Source organism: Paraflavitalea speifideaquila (assembly GCF_032395985.1).
GTDB lineage: Bacteria > Bacteroidota > Bacteroidia > Chitinophagales > Chitinophagaceae > Paraflavitalea > Paraflavitalea speifideaquila.
Map to the genome: position 1 here is coordinate 6767834 of NZ_CP135920.1, position 17148 is coordinate 6784981.

The following is a 17148-nucleotide window of genomic DNA, read 5'->3' on the forward strand; positions in this document are numbered from 1 at the left end:
GGACCTCGCGGCGGATCAATTCGCGGCGGATCTCGCGGCGTTGTTCTTTTTAAAATAGGGACTCCGTTTCATCAACTTGCGGGTACGGATGGCTTGTTTGTATTTTTCCAGGGTGGTTAAGCTGTTGTACAAACCACCTTCATGTTTACGGTAACAGCCGCCCACAAAACCCAGCCGGGCGCCATTACCAAAACCGGAAAGCATGGCTACAATGAACGCATCGGTGCTCCTGACCTGGTAAAACTCCTCAGGAAAATAGCGAAGGCAGTTCCGGAAAACCAGGGACAGGGTGGGTACGAAAATGTGAAAGAAATCATTGCCTTTATAAAATGTTATTGCTGATGCTGGTGGTTGTTGCAGCAGCAATTGGTTATCCTGGTTGACGGTGTTGATGGGATGAAAGCACATCACGCAATCAGGGTGCTCTTCCAGGAATTGTACTTGCTTTGCTAATTTATGGGGTCAATCCAATAATCATCTCCTTCACAAATGGCGATGTATTTGCCATTACAGGCCGCCATGGTGCGGGAGAGGTTATGGTTCTGCCCGTAGTTTTTGTCGGAGGGCAGTAGTTTAATACGTTGGCTATCACGATGGGCCATTTCTTCACAAAGGGCTCTTGTTCCATCATCCGAAAAGTCTTCACCGATCACCAGTTGGATGGCAAAGTTGGTTTGCTGCCTCATCACACCTTCAATAGCCTGTTTAATAAATCGCTCATGGCGGTAGGTGCTCATGCAAATGCTGACTACGGGTTCCATGCTGCCTGGTTCATTTCCTGAAAGGGTGTTTTTATTGTTGTATTCATGACCAGGATAAGGTTTGTGAAGAGAGACCGGAAGTCGGAAAGTCCGGAAGAAAGGCCTTTAGTCCGTTTCGACAGGCTACATTGGATTAAAAACCAAGCCGGAGGCCTGGAAATACACGTCACCAGCCAGAGGCTGGCGACTGAAGGGAAAGCTATTATTTGTGGGTACACAATATCCCTGAGAGGGCGACCCACCCTACCATTAGGGAAGGCTGGCGACTTAACTGCCGACCTCAGGCTATTTTAAGTTTCGTTCGTTCTTTGGTTTTCTTTTTCTTCATCTTGTCCATATCGCCGTAACCGTAGCCATACCCATGTACATTGTTGAATCCTTCGCCGGGTTTGATGCCATTAATAATGAGGCCCGGGCGCGGCAGTTTGTGGTCTTCATACAGGTGGTTCATGCGCACCAGGGAAGAACGCAAAGAATATTTATGCCTGATCACAAAGAAGGAAGAATCGGCCCATTTGGCCAGGGTTAATGCATCTGATACGGCCTCGATGGGTGGTGTATCCATTACTATAAAGTCAAACTGCTGTCTAAGGTGGTCGATTAATGGTTGGATCCGGTTGTTTAAAATGATCTCACCAGGATTGGCAGGCAGGGGAATACCGGAACTAATAAAGAACAGGTTTTCGGAATTGTTGACTGGTTGAATGATCTGGTCGATCTCTATTTCACCAGCCAGGTAATTGGCCATGCCCCTGGTACTATCGGCATTCAGGCTGACAGCCAGGGAAGGATTGCGTAAGTCGAACTCAATGAGAATGGTCTTCTTGTTGCTAATGGCCAGGGTATTGGCCAGGTTGATGCTGATAAAGCTCTTGCCTTCTCCGCTAATGCCGGAAGTGATGAGCAATATTTTATTGGGTATGCCATGGTTGAGGTAGGAGATATTGGTACGGAGGGTCCTGAACTGTTCGGCTACGGGGATACGTTATCGGTCTTAATGACCATTTCATCGTTCATTTTTCCAACAAAGGCGATTTCACCGGCAATGGGTAAGGTAGTAGCCTTATAGATCTCACTGGGCGTTTCAATCCTTTTGTTCAGCAGGAACCGGGCCAGTATGACAACAGCGGGTAGAAACAAACCGGCCATAAAAGCAGCGGCATATACCATGGAAGGTTTTGGATCCTGTACGCCATTTACTTTCCAGTCAACAATACGCGATCCCTGGATGCCTGATGAAGCAAATTCTATATTCTTATCTTCTTTCTTTTGTAAGAGGAATACGTATAGGGACTGTTTAATATTGAGTAGTCTGTTGACCTGTATATAATCTTTTTCTTTTTCGGGCAGGCTTACAAAACGGCCGGAAGTGCTGCGTTCCTGGCTGGAAAGGAAGTTATTGCTGGTAGTCAGTTCCTGCCTCAGGCTGTTGACACGGTTTACAATATTGCTCCTGGTGGTTTCCAGTTTGGTATTAATAGGCGGCAGGCGCAGGTCGAGGGGGCTCCCTGTTCCAGTATGGTACTTTTTTGGGCTACAAGGTCGTTGTACTTGCCCACGAGGTTGACGAGGTCTACATCCTGCAATCCGGGTACGTTGATCCTTTCTTCTTTCCCGTTGTAGGTATTGATATTGGTCTCAATCAGTTTCAGCAGGCTTTCCTTGTATTCATTGTCGCTTTTTTTGGTGTCGATAGTAGAAAGGCTGCTTAGTAGTTGATTGGCCGAAGAGGATACATCGTTGATCTTGTTGCTGGCTTTAAAGTTTCTGACGTAATTCTCCTGGGTATTTAATTCTTCATTTACGGTGGCCAAGCGATTGTCGAGGAATTCAATTTCAGAGCGGAGGGATTTATTTTTAAATACATAATTGGCCAGGTCATAGCGGTAGATCAATACATCCACAATGCGTTGGGCTCGTTGGGGAATTTCATCGCGCATGACTACCTGCAACATACCCATCCCCCCTTGGGAACCTGGGTTACGGTTAACCGGCCTACGTAATTGCCGATGGCGCTTTGGCGGTTTAAAAACGCAACTGTAATTCTTTGTACTTGTTAACGGTGGCTGCAGCAGTTTGCTGCAGCAATAAGGTATCGCCTTCCAGGATCAATGGGTGGCCAAACTGGCCTTTGATCTTTTTTTTTTTCGTTCTGCAATTCAAAAGCGCCGTTATTCAGCCTAAGGGTATAAGCGGGGCTTTTTTGTTTTTTGTCTTTTCGTTTAACGCTAATGGCGAAGGGCAACTGATCGAGTGCCACAGGTTTGTGTTGTATCCTGCCCATGGTAGTCAATTCAATGTCGAGCTTCAGGGAATCAACCACCTCGCCAATCAGTGAAGCCGATTGGAGCTTAAATATTTCGCCATTGATATCGGGGTAGTTCCTGGCACTGGCAGCGCCGGGGGAAGCGAATGGCGATCCGCCCAACATATTGGTTGCATCATTGGGTGGTTGTACCTGTATAAAGGCTGCTACCTGGTATAAGGGAACGGCGAAACGCAAATAAGCATAAGCACCGCCTACAAATACGATAATGGCTGCGATAAACCATAGGTAGTTCTTGACGATTTTGGAAAAGAACCGCTTTATATCAAAGCTGGTATTGCTTTCATTCGCTTCCACGTATGTTTGTTCCATGAATATCAGTTTTTCTATTTGGTAAGAGTGATTCCCAATGTAACAATGCTTACCACCAGGGTTACGATAGAGGCCACTAACCCAAAGTCTTCTTTAAAGATGGAGCCACGCCTGGTTTGCACATACAATACATCATTGGGTTTCATTTGGAAGACCTGTTGATTGTACAGGAGGCTTTTATTGGTAAGGTCTATTTTGGTTACAGAGCGGTATTTACCATAATCTCGGTACAGGTGCACGTTGTATTTTTAGCGCTATTCGGCAGATCTCCTGCTGCTGCGAGGGCTTCAAATACGGTGGTTCTTTGGCCCGACAGGTTAAAGGTGCCCGGGGCCCTCACTTCGCCTAATACGGTAACGGGGAAGGCGGTGAATTTCACTTCCACAATGGGGTCTTTGATATAGGGGTTCACCAGGGTAGTGAGCCTGGTCTTTAGTTGACGCAAGGTCATCCCTTCTACTTCCAGTTTACCGATGACGGGCATTTCTATATACCCGGTTGGGTCTACTGTATAACTCTGGGCAGGGGCAGGTGGCAGGCCGCCTGGTTTAGCGCCGGGTGTAGTAGAAACGGCCAGGGTGCTGGTTTGTTTGTTGAAGGGGCTTACTGCCTCCTGGTCTTTGGCATTGAATAAGATATCCATTACATCGCCCTTACCGATCACCCGTTCCTCTTCTACTACGGGCGGCAACATCACGATGGTTGAATCGGGCAGGTTGTTGAAGTAATTGAGCTTACGGGAAGAGGTGCAGGACAGTGTTTGGATGGCCAGCATCAACAATAACAGGGCGGATAATCTTACGGGCAAGAAAGCATACTTTTTCATGGGGATGCTATTTTATAAGTGATCAGAAAACAATTACAAGATCATGAGGGGATGGATTGGTAAGTATTGGCTTTGTACCATTCCAGTGCTATTTGCAAGCCCTGCCGGATTTGGATGGCGGGCTGATAACCGATCATTTGCCTGGCTTTGCTGATATCGGCCAGGCTATGTTTCACATCGCCTTTTCGTTCATTGCGGTAAACGGGCAATATATCTGTATCCAATAGGGAACAAATATGCTCCCATAATTCATTGAGGGTGGTTGACTGTCCGACAGCGATATTGATCACTTCGTGTTGTGTAATACCTTGTGCAAACAAGGCCCTGATATTGGCTTGTACGGCATTTTCAACAAAGGTGAAATCGCGGCTGGTGGTACCATCGCCATTGATGGCGGGGCTTTCATTTTTCAATGCGGCCTCCATGAATAAGGGTATTACGGCTGCATAAGGGCCAGCGGGATTTTGCCGGGGCCAAATACATTAAAGTAGCGCAGTCCGATGGTAGGGAAGGCATACAAGGCAGCAAACACATCGGCATAGAGTTCGTTCACGTATTTGGTTACAGCATAAGGAGAAAGGGGTTTGCCAATGGCCTGTTCTACTTTGGGGAGTGCCGGATGATCGCCATAGGTGCTGGAACTGGCCGCATAGACCATTCTTTTAACGCCTGCATCCCTGGCGGCAATCAGTATGTTGAGGAATCCACCAATATTCACTTCATTGGTAGTAATGGGATCATTAATGGAGCGGGGTACTGAACCCAGCGCAGCCTGGTGGGTAATAAAATCAATACCTTCCATGGCTTTGCGGCAGGCAGCGGCATCGCGGATATCGCCTTCCACCAGCCCGAAGTTGGGTAGGTTTGCATAGGCTTTGATATTATTCAGGCTGCCGGTAGAAAAATTATCCAGCACGCGGATATGGCCGGCCCTGTATTGGACGAGGTAATCGACGATATTGGAGCCGATAAATCCTGCTCCCCTGTAACGAGGAAACTATAGCTACTGAGGCTGGAAGTATGGTATTGCTGATGATTCATAGGGGTAATTTTATAAGCGTGCGTCGACCAATTCTTTATCCAATACTGATTTCACATCGAAAAGAATACTGCGGCCATTGGAGATTTTTTTAATCATCTCATGGGTAAACTGTTGGTGGGCCACGGTTACGATGACGGCATCAAAATTATTGCCGGCTGGTAGCTCCCGCAGGATGCTGATGCAGTATTCATGTTGTACTTCTCCCGGATCGGCCCAGGGATCGAATACATCCACATGTATATGGTATCCTTTGAGGTATTTAATGATGTCGATCACTTTTGTATTCCTTACATCGGGGCAGTTCTCTTTAAAGGTGATGCCCATGATGAGAGCTTTACTGCCAGCAACCTGGATGCCTTTTCTAACCATCATTTTAATCACTTCACTACCTATATAGGCTCCCATGCCATCATTCAGGCGCCGGCCGGCTAAGATGATCTCGGGGTGATAACCTGCCTCTACTGCTTTTTGGGCCAGGTAGTAAGGGTCTACGCCAATGCAATGTCCGCCTACCAGACCGGGTTTAAAGGGCAGGAAATTCCATTTGGTAGCGGCGGCTGCCAATACATCTCCGGTATCTATATTGAGGCAATTGAATATCTTGGCCAGTTCATTGATGAAAGCGATGTTGATATCGCGTTGGGCATTCTCAATTACTTTGGCTGCTTCGGCTACTTTGATGGAAGGGGCCAGGTGGGTGCCCGCGGTGATGATGCTGGCATACAGGTTGTTGATGATAGCGGCCGCTTCGGGTGTGGAACCTGAGGTTACCTTTTTTATTTTGGTAACGGTATGTTCTTTATCGCCGGGGTTAATACGTTCGGGTGAATACCCTGCAAAGAAGTCCTTATTAAAAGTAAGGCCTGATATTTTTCCAATACGGGTACGCACTCCTCTTCGGTGACACCGGGATATACGGTCGATTCATAAATTACAATATCACCTTTGCGCAAAAACCTGCCCACGGTAGCGCTGGATTTTTTAAGGGTGTGAGGTCCGGCCTGTTGTGCTTATCCACGGGGGTAGGTACGGTAACGATGTACACATTTACATTCCACAACATTTCGGGCAGGTTGGTAACAAACAAGCCAGGTGATGGGTCATTGTTGTCTTTTAATACCTCATTGAGGTCAACGCTGCTGGTTTCGAGGGTGCAATCATAACCTGCCTGCAGGTCGGCAACTCTTTTCCCGTTGATATCAAAGCCAACTACAGGGTATTTCCTGGCAAATTCCACAGCCAGGGGTAAGCCAACATAGCCAAGGCCAATGATGGCAATTTTGTATTCTTTCATACTTGATTTTAAGTATTTACGCGATCTGTGCAGACGACAGGGGCCAGTTGCCATTATGGGCGGGCCGTATGGTTATTTAACCAGGTTGTTTTTTTCTACTTCGGCAATCATGGTAAAGCCCAGGGAGGGCAGCAATACTTTAACTGTTTTATGTTTCACTTCCAAAACATCGCCTTCCATGGTCATTAAGGGGCCGCTTAGAATGCGTACGCGGTCATTTACATTGAACTCCAGGCGTTCCAGGCGAATGTTGGGGTATTCGTTCAGGAATAGTTTGATGGTATCTATTTCTTCATCCCTGATAATGGCAGGCTTGCCCAGGTAACTTACAAAATTGAGTACGCCGCTCACCTGTTTAACGGCAGTTTGTTCTTTGTCCAACACACGTACAAATACATACGATTTAAACAAGGGTTCCATAATGATCTTTTTCCGGTCGCTCCATCGTCTTTGTATTTTTGCAAAGGACAATAGTGTTCTATACTATTCATGGCAAGCAATCCGGCAACTTTCTTTTTCCCAGCAGGGTTTGGTATATACGGCATACCATTGTACTCCCGTTTTCATAATGGTTGTATTATTATGGGGTCAAAACTGAAAAGACAAAAGCTTCGCTTCCCCCTGTCACAGCAGGGGTTTATAAAAGAAAAAAGAAGTGAACCAATCCAGCGACCACTGGCATCTACAAAGTGGCCAGCTGTACTGAATAGCGGGTAAAAAAAGTACATTACTGCCTGCAAAGCAGTAGGATCGAATGAGAATGTGCGGCAAAGAATAGCATTACGCGGAATCGGGGCTATTCACAAGGATGAGGAATGGCGGTCAGTTTGAAGGAACGTTACAAGAGAAAAACTATGAGGATATTAGAGAGGATAATTGGGTAAAGACAATCGTGAGCGTAAAGGTGCAATGTTTTTTTCGTCTTTTTCTTCCATTAATCTCCATTAATTAACGCTCATAATGATATTGACTCAGATCTATTCAACTGGTGATCGAACTCTTTGAAATATACAAAGCCTGTTTTTTGAATAAGGTATTGTATCTGTTCATTTACCTCCTTGCGTACAACGGCTTTGGGAAATAAACTTCGTTTGAGGAAGAGCATGTAAAAGCTTAAGTAATCATGCAGCAATACAGGCAAAGGTTTATCATTTAATTCCGTGAATAAGGAAAGTGCTCTTTTGGTACTGATGTGATTGGAAAAGAAACCGCTCATCAGCTTTAAAATATTCAACTGGGTTATAAACTCTTCCTGCAAGCAACCGGTCAAGGAAGAAGGTTTTATTTCATCGCTGTTGAGTATTTCCCAAGACCGGCCAAATTCACCCGATAGCAAAAGGGCATCACCTACCAGGTAGCCGGCGCAATAACATGATTTGGCATGGGAAGACCAGATATCGAAATCGATCAAATCGCCTTTGAGGTTATCAGTAGCGCTACTATCCTTTTTACCCATTACCTGGTTAAACACCAGCACGGCATAGTAACGGTCGATCAGTAAGGGGTGAAAGGTCATGATCTCCGATTGGCGGAAGGTATTCAGCAGGTTAAAGTATTTCTGGAATAAGCCGGCTTGTGCGGTTAAGAAGTACCGGTAACAATACAATATGTAAGCAAAAAACTTCTGTTCTCTGTTATGGGCATTCAACAGGTAATACTGTAAGCCATCGCCATAAACGCTATTGAGGGCATCTATATTGACAAATTGCTCGAAGAAGAATTTACGTCCAAACACGCTGGGGGCCATGGCGCAATACACTTCAGCCGCCAGTTGCCGGTTGTCGGCCATTAAAGAGGCAATATTTTTTATCACCTGCAGGATCCCCGGTTCTATATTCTCTTCGGGGTTTATTTGGGAGAATATGGCTACGATAAACCGGGAGGTAAAAGTAGCATTGATCTGCTCGGCATCCTTTTGGGTGTTCAATAGTTCAAATTCGGAGAATGACTTATACCCCACATATCTGGCCAGGGTATCTAAGGTATGTATAGATGGATTGAAGCCGGTTTGAATGATCCCAAAAAAACGATTCAGTGTTTGTGGGGAGAGGTATTCGTCTGTTACCAGTTGGATATCGTGTTGCAGTTGTTGTATGTGGGAAGTACTGGTGCAATTAAGGTTCAGTTTGATCCTTATCAAGCGCTTCAACAGCGGTAATGCATTTTCATTGACAGCAGTTCGTTTCCTGGCCATGATATACCTTTTTAAGCTGGTATCCTAAGCAGGGGTAACCAACTCAAGCAATCTGAAATAATAGTGGCGTATTAGGAATAATGGTAGGGGTGATCCAAAGGAAAGAATTTAGCTGTCTGTCGCTATATGAAAAGTAACACAATTCCCCGATTAAATGAAATATTCTTATAATGGATTACTCTTAGCCATTCATTTTTTTTTGACGTATAGGGGTATATCGCTGACTTAATCGCTGATTACGCAAGTTGGGAGGGATTGTAGTGATTGAGCGCTGATTGCAGTATTAGCAACAACTGTGCGAATATGAGTGATAAGAATCATGAAAGGTTGTTAGCATTTGGGGATAGGTTGAGAAACAAGCGATTGGAGGCCGATAAACTGTACCAGAAGGTTTTCGGACCTTTCGATTCAGCAAGCAGGAAATACGGTAGGGTCTGGAACCCTGGAAATAATTGGTTTCAATGTGGAATTTTAAAACCTGCAGACTCCGATGACGCTGGCCGGCTGATTCAAAGCCTGGATATGAAAAGTATCACTGAAAATAAATTGCCGTTTTTTGTCAGCTCCGTACCATTCATAATGGCTTCCTTTCAAAGGCAGATCGTAATTCAGGAATTCTTTTTTCATATTTCTGATAAACCAGTTTTTATAAATCTTGTAGACCTCTGTCATTTTCTCCGGATCATCGTTTATTTGGGGCTGACCAAAAGGTCGATACCCCCAAAAGAAGAAAATTATATGGCCCGCCCTGGCGGGCTATATAATTTTTATGGCAGTAAGTTTTTCGGGTATTTATGAGCTTGTGTAGAAGATCAGGGAGTAAAGCTACCCTTGAGAGCCTGTTTTTGCAGTCAGGAAGCCCTTTTGGCACCATTGAGATATACCTTTCGAAGGTTATGGGCCATGGCTACCAGCGCAATCTCTGTTTTTACTTTGCGCAGGCCACGCAGGTGGAAGCGACGGAAGCCCATATTGTGCTTAATGTCGCCAAAGCAACTTTCGATCTCTGTACCGCGTCGCTTTTTAATGCCTGTCCCAGTTCTGTGTGAAGATTCTCCCGGGCCTGTTGCTTATAGGCTTCAAGCTTTTCATTCACCTCTATCTTCCGGTTGTACCCTTTGGTGGATTTGCAGCATTGTTGGTATAAGGGACAGCCAGCACAATTGTTACACTCATATAGTCTCACTTCAGACTTGTAACCGGTTCTTTTATGCGTCTTCTGATGTTTGCCTTTAAAAACAAGCAGCTCATTATTGGGACATCCGTAACTGTCGGTTACAGGGTCATAGGAGAAGTTCTCCTTTAGAAAAAGGTTTTTCTGGTACCCCTTTGTTTGTTCCTTATGATAAAGTGGGAACTTCATATAATTCTCTATCTCATTTTTCTGCAACAATTCGTAATTCTGTTCTGTACCAAAGATGCTGTCAGCGATGATCCTGTCCGGTTTGCAGGGCTGTTGTTGCTCTATCTGCTGCAGGTGACCTTCAAAGCAAACACCATCATTGGTTGTCTGGTGAACACTGATACCGGTAATGAACTGCTCTTCACTGCCAGCCATTATATTGTAGGCAGGGAGAACCTCCACTTTGTTTTTCATCATCATGGCGCTGGCATCAGGGTCTGTTTTGTTGTAGCCACTGCGCTTGCCGGCTTTGGTGATCTGATTGGTGTACTTGTCTATTTTATGTTCAGCCTCCTTTAGCTTCTTTTTCAGTGTCATTGCCTTGCGACGCTTTCTTTTGGCTGTAGTTGTACGGATCGTATCATTCAATTCAGCTACTTTCTCTGCAATGGCTTCCCGTGTAATAAAGGACGCCTTTCCATGCTCTTCCAGGTCTGCTGTACCGTAAGTTGTTTCTTCCTGCCTGTTCAACTCATCGATCTGCTTAAACAACGACCGGCAGTTTTCTATATTCTTTGCGCCATAGCGTTCTGCATTCTTCTTCCATACCATTTTGTGTTGATTGGCATCGGCCCGTAAGGTCGTGCCATCGCAGAAGTAGTTCTCCAGCTTAATGTATTGGTGCGCTACCAGGAACTCAAGCATCTCCTTAAACAGCTGCTCTATGACCTCTTTGGCCTTGCTGCTACGGAAATTATTGATGGTCCGGAAGTCAGGCCGGCTCATACCACTGAGCCACATAAAATGTATATCCTGACTGAGCGCTTTGGCTATTTTACGGCCAGTGTAGATCTTGACGCTGTAGGCATATAATAACACTTTCAGCAGCATCCGGGGATGGTAGGAACTGGTGCCGCCGCCTTTGTACAGAATAATTAAGTCACTGATATCCATTGACTCTACGACTTCGTTGACTACCCGGACAAGGTGCTTTTCGCCAATTAATTCTTCCAGAGAAGGGGGTAGCAATAAAGATTGTTGCTGATTGTATTGCTTAAATATTACGGAAGTCTTTATTTTAGCCATTGTAATTTTTGAGTGTGGTAACTTAAAATTACAAAACAGCCCTACTCTAAAAGTAAGGGCTGACCTTTTGGGGTCAACCCTTACTTCTTTAAACAAACTGACCTTTTGGGTCAGCCCGGAGCGTAAAAAGGTGTATAATCCATGGCAACGAGGGTAGTCAGTAAATATAAAGCATCTATTTGTATGGTATACACCCGGGTAGCTGGCGCCTGCTTTGAGGTGTGCCCATAATTACAAACAGGCTTAGCACATAAACTGGTGTCCTTTTCGAAAGAAAGAAGCTCACCCAGCAATTCAATTTTTATTTACTGGTATAACCATTAAAAAGCTTACCCTCTTCATAACTGCAAATTGGCTGGGGATTATAGTTCGGATGTGGAATAGCTGGTAAAATAAAAACTTTATGACCATCCGTTATTTGCGGTGAGCAGGTTGCTTTCATCTGCATAGTGTAACGCAATTGCTGGTTATGCCTACCCAGGTGATTCACGGGTTTACATTGCACCAATAATAAAGAGAAGGACAGCAAAAATAGTGTTGTGATTCTATTCATTTGTTGCTAATCGTTAATTTTTTAATATCTGCTTTATATCTTCCTTAGAAACGGAAAGCTGACGGTTGCAAGGAGCCTAAGCAGACACAGACATGCCATGCACTACTTAGCATGACATGTTTATGTGGGTCAGAAATTATTAAGTAACAAGTTTCAGAAAAACTCATCCCAAACCTATTTAACTTAATCGTCGGTTGAAACGTCATAGCAATATAAATGATAGGTATACTTAGTGAAATCGAACTGTACATTTAAATACCTGTTCAATTGTTCAGCTTCAGGCTCACCGATATCATAGACAAGGTACATTTGAGGGTCATCGGCATTCGGTTTAAATATATTACGTAAGGCTTCCAACGGAAGGATATCGACATTAATCTCTTCAACCAGGCTTTCGTCATCAATACTAAATAGGCTTATATTTCTCTCGACCTTAAACATGAGTGCAATTTTGTAAAAAACTTTGAATTACGAATTTCTTATAAAGATGAGTAAATCAGAAACTTTCAAGATCCTATTACAATATTACCTTAGCAGGCTGCCACATATCCGGCGTTGAAATAATTTGCTGGGGTAATCTTATTATCCTGCTTACTATCCTATCCAATACTTTAATAATAATAATTGGTGTACTGATATTATCGGTCCCTTCAATCTTATTAGTTCTACGATTAGGTTGTGCGGGGCTACGTTGTTTCCCGGTTTTCGGATCAAACCCGCCTTTATGAACCTGACCGGTTTTATCATATACTTCCACCTCACCTTTCTTAGTATCCCATTCCAATATCGACCCATCGGGCAACTTCCATCTCGCTCTTTGATTTAGACGTTTGGCTTTTGAGCATCAGGAAATCCTGGTAGTTCTTTTGGAGGAGGATAATGTCCTAGCTGGGTAGCCTGTTCTTGCTTGTTTGCCTCCTCCTTCTTCGTGGAATCTTTTGATTTAAACCATTATCCTGTTTTTCATCAGTCGTTTTTTTATTTTTCTTATCCTGATCCGGATTTGCGTTATCACTAATTCTAAAACTCAATTGGAGGATTTCGAAAATGGCTTTCGCCTCTTCTCCTGTGTATACAATCCTATCATTTGACTCAACAACCTGCATGCCATCCGGATCAATAAAAAGGAGTGGATTATTTAATACATATCCATAAGGCGTCCATTCAGAATAATTTTCAGTCAAAGGATCTACCACATGCCACCTTCCAATTTGCGGATCATACATTCTGGCACCATAATCATACCAATCCAGCCCGTTGTCATCGCTAAACTCTTTCTCCTGTTTCTCTTTGCCATTGTACTCAAATTTATTATCAAGCATTCCGATGGCTTTGGAACTGATGGCCGCCATGGTCATTCCAAAAGGATAATAGTGAGTTTCCTCGATGATGGGACCGGTAATATGCTGTACACTCAGGTTATCAAAGAACATCCCGACAGTTACTGTCGGGACAAGCTATCCCAGTTCTGGGTTTCATTGCTGACGTAAATATACAGAAATCCATTTTTAGTCATGGGGATGGCGGACTGGGCAAGGGGAAGAACGGCATTGGCGCCGCCTACGGAAGGGCACCACTGCTGGCCGCTACATATTTTAATTGTTCATCAACCAGTATCCAGTTGAGGTAAGCCTTGGGTTTGCTGTTGCCAGCCTGGGAAGGCTGGTGAGCAGTCTGGAAACTGGTCACGGCGCTTGCCAGGGGGCCGGGATTGGCACTGAGCTGGGCCAGGGTGCCCTTGGCCTGTCCTGCTGCGCCTACAATACCACCAGCCAACGAGGACAGGATGGTGGGCACCATGCTGGCGCCATCGTTGTAGGTGCCGCCACTGCGGTAAAAATAGCTTACACCCAGATCTACCTTATCGCCACTCATGACCTTCAGTACAATGGCCGGGCCGATTTTATTACCACTGGCATTTACTGGCGCCACTATATCGTTAGGGCTTGTAACGGGATTGGTTGCTGCCCACGCCATACCATTCAAGCTCAAGTACCCTGCCGTACGTGGCTAGCATTTTCTACTTGCGTTAGTGAAGGGGCTTCCACCTTCAAAAATGTGGTTACTTATTAACTAACTCGCCGCTACTTGCCCCTATATTTAATATTTCTTTGTCGCCAGGCATCTGCTGCCAATCTCTTTACGGTATTTTTATTTAGAATTGCGTCGTTATTTTTCAGTGCTATTTCCGCAGCTTTAAACCAATCAGCAGGAATATCTCCAATTTTGGCATCGGGTATAAATTGATATTCAATCATATTACCTAAGCCTTTGTCGATTATGTCAAACACTGCCGAAACATAATCAACTAGCTCTTTACTTCTGAACTATTCTCTACTTTATCAAACAAACCATCTTGTTTCAAGAATCGCTCTTCTGTAATGTTTACAACCTGAATAAATTTATCAAAATCTTCATCCTTATCCCCGCTCCACCATGCATCAATGACGCCCTCTTTATTATATATTGTATCTAAGTAAAGCGCTCTCTCTTCCTTAGTCAAAAAGGCACCTACTCTTTTGTATGCTTCACGGGGTATATCTCCCCATGTTGCACCCCATAATGTAGTTTTAGATAAATAGAAATCTGCTGTAAACAGTGAATCGTAGAAATTTGAAATTGTAAAACCTAAACTTAGATAGAAATTTGATGGGAGCCTCTTAATAAAGAGCCCCTCCGCAGCAGTAATGGAATCCTTTATTTCATCATACCCCATTTTAAATAGTTCATTACGTAAATTTTTTAACAATTTTGCCTTAGCAAGTTTCATAATTATTATTGTTTTTTGGGTCCGATATATGTAGGTGACTGAGGGAGGTATGCAGGGTTCTTGGGATCGTATAACATTGTTTTGGGTTGTTTTTCACCATTATTCAGTAATAATTTTTCTCGCTTTTGTGCTGAGGTTCTTCCTGTTTTTGTATCTGGCTTTATTATCACTGGCGTACCGTCAGATTCTACTGCATCCTTTCTTACTACTGTACCATCCTTCAATTCCATCTTCTTTTCAATTTGCGCCCCTGGATCTTTATCTTTTATTTCTTTCTGTATTTGCCTATGAGCTTCCTGCCCTATTTCTTTACTCTTCTTAACCGTAGGATTAGATGTACCTTTTGCTTTTACGACGACCACATCCTTGGGCTGGTAAAGTGTAACCTTTTCTATAGAATTTCCTTTCTGGACTGCTGGCGCATGCAACTTTTGATAAGCTTCTCCTGTTGTAAGACCTAAAGGGCTACCAGAAATATAAGAGCCATTGACGGTACCAGCATTTGCATTGTAGTGTTTTTGGGCTGCATTGGCAGCAACTACTGTAGTGGTTACAACTAATCCTGTAGTTGCGGCCGCTTCGCCAACTGCGATAGCATAAGCGATTATCGGTATGAGAATAGGAAAATCGCCTTGGGGATCGCTATATAAAAGCGGATTGTTATAGTTAGATACATACGGCGACCACATCTCCATGTCTTCTGTCTCGGGATCAACCTGCCACCATCTTCCAATCTGAGGGTCAAGGTTCCGGTAAAAAGCATCATACATGCTTAGATCAAAATCTGTATTCTGCTCAATCCCATTATACTTATACTTATTCTCAGTGTAGTTAGATTTTAATGCCTTACTGCTTATCCCTGCCATCGTAAGTCCAAAAGGGTAGTAGTGGGTTTCTTCCATGATGGGGCCGGTAATATGCTGTACGCTCAGGTTATCAAAGAACACGTCCCAGTTCTGGGTTTCATTGCTGACGTAAATATACAGAAATCCATTTTTAGTCATGGGGATGGCGGACTGGGCAAGGGGCGAGCACGGCATTGGCGCCGCCTACGGGCAGGGCGCCACTGCTGGCTGCCACATATTTTAATTGTTCATCAAGTAATATCCAGTTGAGGTAGGCCTTGGGTTTGCTGTTGCCAGCCTGGGAAGGCTGGTGAGCAGTCTGGAAACTGGTCACGGCGCTTGCCAGGGGGCCGGGATTGGCGCTGAGCTGGGCCAGGGTGCCCTTGGCCTGTCCTGCTGCGCCTACAATACCACCAGCCAACGAGGACAGGATGGTGGGCACCATGCTGGCGCCATCGTTGTAGGTGCCGCCACTGCGGTAAAAATAGCTTACCCCAATATCGACCTTATCGCCACTCATGACCTTCAGTACAATGGCCGGGCCGATTTTATTACCACTGGCATTTACTGCCGCCACTATATCATTAGGGCTTGTAACGGGATTGGGATTGGTTGGATAACCGCCCGGTACGCTGGTTTTGGCAATAGCGGTCTGAGCAATATTGGAAAAGAGTTGCTCCTCCTTTGTACGGTAAGCCGTTTCCATGGAAGCCAGGTACTGGGCGGTATCGGCTTGTTCGGTAAGTACCATGCGCACATTGCCCAGGTGGTCTTTGAGGAAGTAATCGTACACGAGGTTCCAGGTGCTATCGCCATTGACGAACTTTCTTTTCACATAACGCAGGCGCCCTTCTTCATGACCGATGAGTTGGAGTGTGTCGTCCTGGAAAACGGCTCCACCCAGGTACAAGGTATTGGTGACCTTACCCGGGGATTGGGTCAAATCGATTACCTGTTTTTTTAGCTTGCCCCCAAAGGCGTCATACACATATTCTATACTTCCTTTACCACTAACTTGCATTATTTGTGGCAGATTGAGGTGATTATAAGTTATGGAACTGATGTTCTTGTTAGCATCGGATACGAGATTGCCATTGGGATCGTATGTATAATCTACCGTTGAATCGGTTTTAGTACCAGTATAATGAAAATCGCCCAGTTTGGTATCGGGAACATTCCATTCATCCAATACCTGTTCAAGCTGATTGCTGCTGTAGTTTTCCTTGTATTTATAACGTAAGGCATCCAGGTAGAAATCAGCACTGCCCGGTTTAATGCCATGTTGTATCATGGAGAGGATATTGCCATTGGCATCGTACTTCATCATATACCCATTGTCGGCATCAAAACCACCGACACTGAAATTGGCTTCACTGTAGTTCCAGTTCCCCCGGTGCCGGGTGTGGAATTCTGGTAGAAACCTGCTTTGCCCAACCTGTTGGCAGCATCGTACTGGAAATTGAACTTACGGCGTACCTGGTCGCCTTTGCTTTTCCAAACGCTGGTGGAAATATTACCATTGTATTGATACACGCCATCGGCACAGGAGCCGGGACTCTGGGTACAATTGTCGTAACCCAGCTCAAACCCAAAATATTTATCGGTATAACTGGCAGTTCCTTGATTTAGGAGGTAACCACGGTTGGCGCCCAGCAGCCAGCCTCGGATATTGTAGTCGTAGGTGAGCGTTTCCAGCGGCCCGCCGCCTGGACCTCCGGCTGGTGATATTTTTTGTTTTTAACTGACCGAGCGGGTCATATTCGTTGCTTGCAATGACTTGCTCGGGTTTGCTAAGAA

Annotated in this window: 22 protein-coding genes and 2 pseudogenes; 1 reads left to right on the forward strand and 23 read right to left on the reverse strand. The window is 44.7% G+C overall.

Annotation, left to right across the window (positions count from 1 at the left end; translation table 11 throughout):
• Positions 1–15: 15 nt before the first annotated feature.
• The 13 genes and pseudogenes from RS881_RS46545 to RS881_RS46610 all read right to left on the reverse strand — a co-directional run bounded on the left by RS881_RS46545 (position 16) and on the right by RS881_RS46610 (position 8755).
• Positions 16–411: a hypothetical protein gene (locus RS881_RS46545; RefSeq protein ID WP_315817047.1), complete on the reverse strand. Its 396-nt coding sequence runs from the start codon at positions 409–411 to the stop codon at positions 16–18.
• Positions 412–449: 38 nt separating this feature from the next.
• The gene (locus tag RS881_RS46550) at positions 450–761 is read right to left on the reverse strand and encodes a glycosyltransferase family 2 protein (protein ID WP_315817048.1); all 312 of its coding nucleotides are present in this window, start codon (positions 759–761) and stop codon (positions 450–452) included.
• A gap of 280 nt (positions 762–1041) precedes the next feature.
• A complete protein-coding gene (locus tag RS881_RS46555) occupies positions 1042–1743 on the reverse strand; it encodes a CpsD/CapB family tyrosine-protein kinase (protein WP_315824827.1) in 702 nt (233 codons plus the stop codon).
• Positions 1734–2255, reverse strand: a complete 522-nt coding sequence (locus tag RS881_RS46560) for a GNVR domain-containing protein (protein ID WP_315824828.1) — start codon at positions 2253–2255, stop codon at positions 1734–1736. Before RS881_RS46560 ends, RS881_RS46555 begins: the two co-directional genes overlap by 10 nt.
• The gene (locus RS881_RS46565; protein ID WP_315817049.1) at positions 2201–2716 is read right to left on the reverse strand and encodes a GumC domain-containing protein; all 516 of its coding nucleotides are present in this window, start codon (positions 2714–2716) and stop codon (positions 2201–2203) included. Before RS881_RS46565 ends, RS881_RS46560 begins: the two co-directional genes overlap by 55 nt.
• Before the next feature lie 101 nt (positions 2717–2817).
• Positions 2818–3399 carry a Wzz/FepE/Etk N-terminal domain-containing protein gene (locus tag RS881_RS46570; RefSeq protein ID WP_315817050.1) on the reverse strand — a complete coding sequence of 194 codons (582 nt, stop codon included), beginning with the start codon at positions 3397–3399 and terminating at the stop codon, positions 2818–2820.
• 14 nt (positions 3400–3413) lie between these two features.
• Positions 3414–3638, reverse strand: coding sequence for a hypothetical protein (locus RS881_RS46575; protein WP_315817051.1), 225 nt, complete (start codon positions 3636–3638; stop codon positions 3414–3416).
• On the reverse strand, positions 3599–4225 hold the full coding sequence (locus tag RS881_RS46580) for a polysaccharide biosynthesis/export family protein (RefSeq protein ID WP_315817052.1): 627 nt from the start codon (positions 4223–4225) through the stop codon (positions 3599–3601). Before RS881_RS46580 ends, RS881_RS46575 begins: the two co-directional genes overlap by 40 nt.
• 41 nt (positions 4226–4266) lie before the next feature.
• Positions 4267–5195: pseudogene (locus RS881_RS60895) on the reverse strand (SDR family oxidoreductase).
• 81 nt (positions 5196–5276) lie between these two features.
• Positions 5277–6158, reverse strand: a complete 882-nt coding sequence (locus RS881_RS46595) for a nucleotide sugar dehydrogenase (RefSeq protein WP_315817054.1) — start codon at positions 6156–6158, stop codon at positions 5277–5279.
• A 40-nt stretch (positions 6159–6198) separates the two neighbouring features.
• A complete protein-coding gene (locus tag RS881_RS46600; protein ID WP_315817055.1) occupies positions 6199–6561 on the reverse strand; it encodes a nucleotide sugar dehydrogenase in 363 nt (120 codons plus the stop codon).
• Positions 6562–6633: 72 nt separating this feature from the next.
• Complete coding sequence (gene nusG / locus RS881_RS46605) at positions 6634–6981, reverse strand: transcription termination/antitermination protein NusG (protein ID WP_315817056.1); 348 nt, start codon at positions 6979–6981, stop codon at positions 6634–6636.
• A gap of 535 nt (positions 6982–7516) precedes the next feature.
• Positions 7517–8755, reverse strand: a complete 1239-nt coding sequence (locus RS881_RS46610) for a hypothetical protein (RefSeq protein WP_315817057.1) — start codon at positions 8753–8755, stop codon at positions 7517–7519.
• Positions 8756–9058: 303 nt separating this feature from the next.
• Between RS881_RS46610 and RS881_RS46615 the strand changes: the two genes are divergently transcribed.
• The gene (locus tag RS881_RS46615) at positions 9059–9553 is read left to right on the forward strand and encodes a hypothetical protein (RefSeq protein ID WP_315817058.1); all 495 of its coding nucleotides are present in this window, start codon (positions 9059–9061) and stop codon (positions 9551–9553) included.
• Positions 9554–9606: 53 nt separating this feature from the next.
• On the opposite strand, the pseudogene RS881_RS46620 reads toward RS881_RS46615, so the two are convergent.
• The 10 genes and pseudogenes from RS881_RS46620 to RS881_RS46655 form a co-directional block, all read right to left on the reverse strand.
• A pseudogene (locus RS881_RS46620) lies at positions 9607–11183 on the reverse strand (IS1182 family transposase).
• A 736-nt stretch (positions 11184–11919) separates the two neighbouring features.
• On the reverse strand, positions 11920–12177 hold the full coding sequence (locus RS881_RS62035; RefSeq protein WP_425476324.1) for a DUF7683 domain-containing protein: 258 nt from the start codon (positions 12175–12177) through the stop codon (positions 11920–11922).
• A 76-nt stretch (positions 12178–12253) separates the two neighbouring features.
• Complete coding sequence (locus RS881_RS60900) at positions 12254–12538, reverse strand: colicin E3/pyocin S6 family cytotoxin (RefSeq protein ID WP_350340024.1); 285 nt, start codon at positions 12536–12538, stop codon at positions 12254–12256.
• A gap of 82 nt (positions 12539–12620) precedes the next feature.
• The gene (locus RS881_RS46625; RefSeq protein ID WP_315817060.1) at positions 12621–13169 is read right to left on the reverse strand and encodes an RHS repeat domain-containing protein; all 549 of its coding nucleotides are present in this window, start codon (positions 13167–13169) and stop codon (positions 12621–12623) included.
• A 127-nt stretch (positions 13170–13296) separates the two neighbouring features.
• Positions 13297–13713 (reverse strand): hypothetical protein, encoded by a 417-nt coding sequence (locus tag RS881_RS46630; protein WP_315817061.1) that lies wholly within the window; start codon positions 13711–13713, stop codon positions 13297–13299.
• 107 nt (positions 13714–13820) lie between these two features.
• Positions 13821–14027, reverse strand: coding sequence for a hypothetical protein (locus RS881_RS46635; protein WP_315817062.1), 207 nt, complete (start codon positions 14025–14027; stop codon positions 13821–13823).
• Between the two features lie 17 nt (positions 14028–14044).
• Positions 14045–14506 carry a hypothetical protein gene (locus tag RS881_RS46640; RefSeq protein ID WP_315817063.1) on the reverse strand — a complete coding sequence of 154 codons (462 nt, stop codon included), beginning with the start codon at positions 14504–14506 and terminating at the stop codon, positions 14045–14047.
• A 5-nt stretch (positions 14507–14511) separates the two neighbouring features.
• Positions 14512–15510, reverse strand: coding sequence for an RHS repeat domain-containing protein (locus RS881_RS46645; RefSeq protein ID WP_315817064.1), 999 nt, complete (start codon positions 15508–15510; stop codon positions 14512–14514).
• Positions 15503–16678, reverse strand: a complete 1176-nt coding sequence (locus RS881_RS46650) for an RHS repeat domain-containing protein (RefSeq protein WP_315817065.1) — start codon at positions 16676–16678, stop codon at positions 15503–15505. Before RS881_RS46650 ends, RS881_RS46645 begins: the two co-directional genes overlap by 8 nt.
• Positions 16675–16884 carry a hypothetical protein gene (locus RS881_RS46655; protein WP_315817066.1) on the reverse strand — a complete coding sequence of 70 codons (210 nt, stop codon included), beginning with the start codon at positions 16882–16884 and terminating at the stop codon, positions 16675–16677. Before RS881_RS46655 ends, RS881_RS46650 begins: the two co-directional genes overlap by 4 nt.
• Between the last annotated feature and the right edge of the window lie 264 nt (positions 16885–17148).

What these genes read in the sequence shown, in the direction of transcription:
- RS881_RS46550 (WP_315817048.1), bottom strand. Translation starts at nt 761, where the DNA reads ATGGAACCCGTAGTCAGCATTTGCATGAGCACCTACCGCCATGAGCGA.
- RS881_RS46565 (WP_315817049.1), bottom strand. Translation starts at nt 2,716, where the DNA reads ATGTTGCAGGTAGTCATGCGCGATGAAATTCCCCAACGAGCCCAACGC.
- RS881_RS46570 (WP_315817050.1), bottom strand. Translation starts at nt 3,399, where the DNA reads ATGGAACAAACATACGTGGAAGCGAATGAAAGCAATACCAGCTTTGAT.
- RS881_RS46580 (WP_315817052.1), bottom strand. Translation starts at nt 4,225, where the DNA reads ATGAAAAAGTATGCTTTCTTGCCCGTAAGATTATCCGCCCTGTTATTG.
- RS881_RS46600 (WP_315817055.1), bottom strand. Translation starts at nt 6,561, where the DNA reads ATGAAAGAATACAAAATTGCCATCATTGGCCTTGGCTATGTTGGCTTA.
- nusG (WP_315817056.1), bottom strand. Translation starts at nt 6,981, where the DNA reads ATGGAACCCTTGTTTAAATCGTATGTATTTGTACGTGTGTTGGACAAA.
- RS881_RS46610 (WP_315817057.1), bottom strand. Translation starts at nt 8,755, where the DNA reads ATGGCCAGGAAACGAACTGCTGTCAATGAAAATGCATTACCGCTGTTG.
- RS881_RS46615 (WP_315817058.1), top strand. Translation starts at nt 9,059, where the DNA reads ATGAGTGATAAGAATCATGAAAGGTTGTTAGCATTTGGGGATAGGTTG.
- RS881_RS62035 (WP_425476324.1), bottom strand. Translation starts at nt 12,177, where the DNA reads ATGTTTAAGGTCGAGAGAAATATAAGCCTATTTAGTATTGATGACGAA.
- RS881_RS46625 (WP_315817060.1), bottom strand. Translation starts at nt 13,169, where the DNA reads ATGTTCTTTGATAACCTGAGTGTACAGCATATTACCGGTCCCATCATC.
- RS881_RS46630 (WP_315817061.1), bottom strand. Translation starts at nt 13,713, where the DNA reads ATGGCGTGGGCAGCAACCAATCCCGTTACAAGCCCTAACGATATAGTG.
- RS881_RS46640 (WP_315817063.1), bottom strand. Translation starts at nt 14,506, where the DNA reads ATGAAACTTGCTAAGGCAAAATTGTTAAAAAATTTACGTAATGAACTA.
- RS881_RS46645 (WP_315817064.1), bottom strand. Translation starts at nt 15,510, where the DNA reads ATGACTAAAAATGGATTTCTGTATATTTACGTCAGCAATGAAACCCAG.
- RS881_RS46650 (WP_315817065.1), bottom strand. Translation starts at nt 16,678, where the DNA reads ATGATGAAGTACGATGCCAATGGCAATATCCTCTCCATGATACAACAT.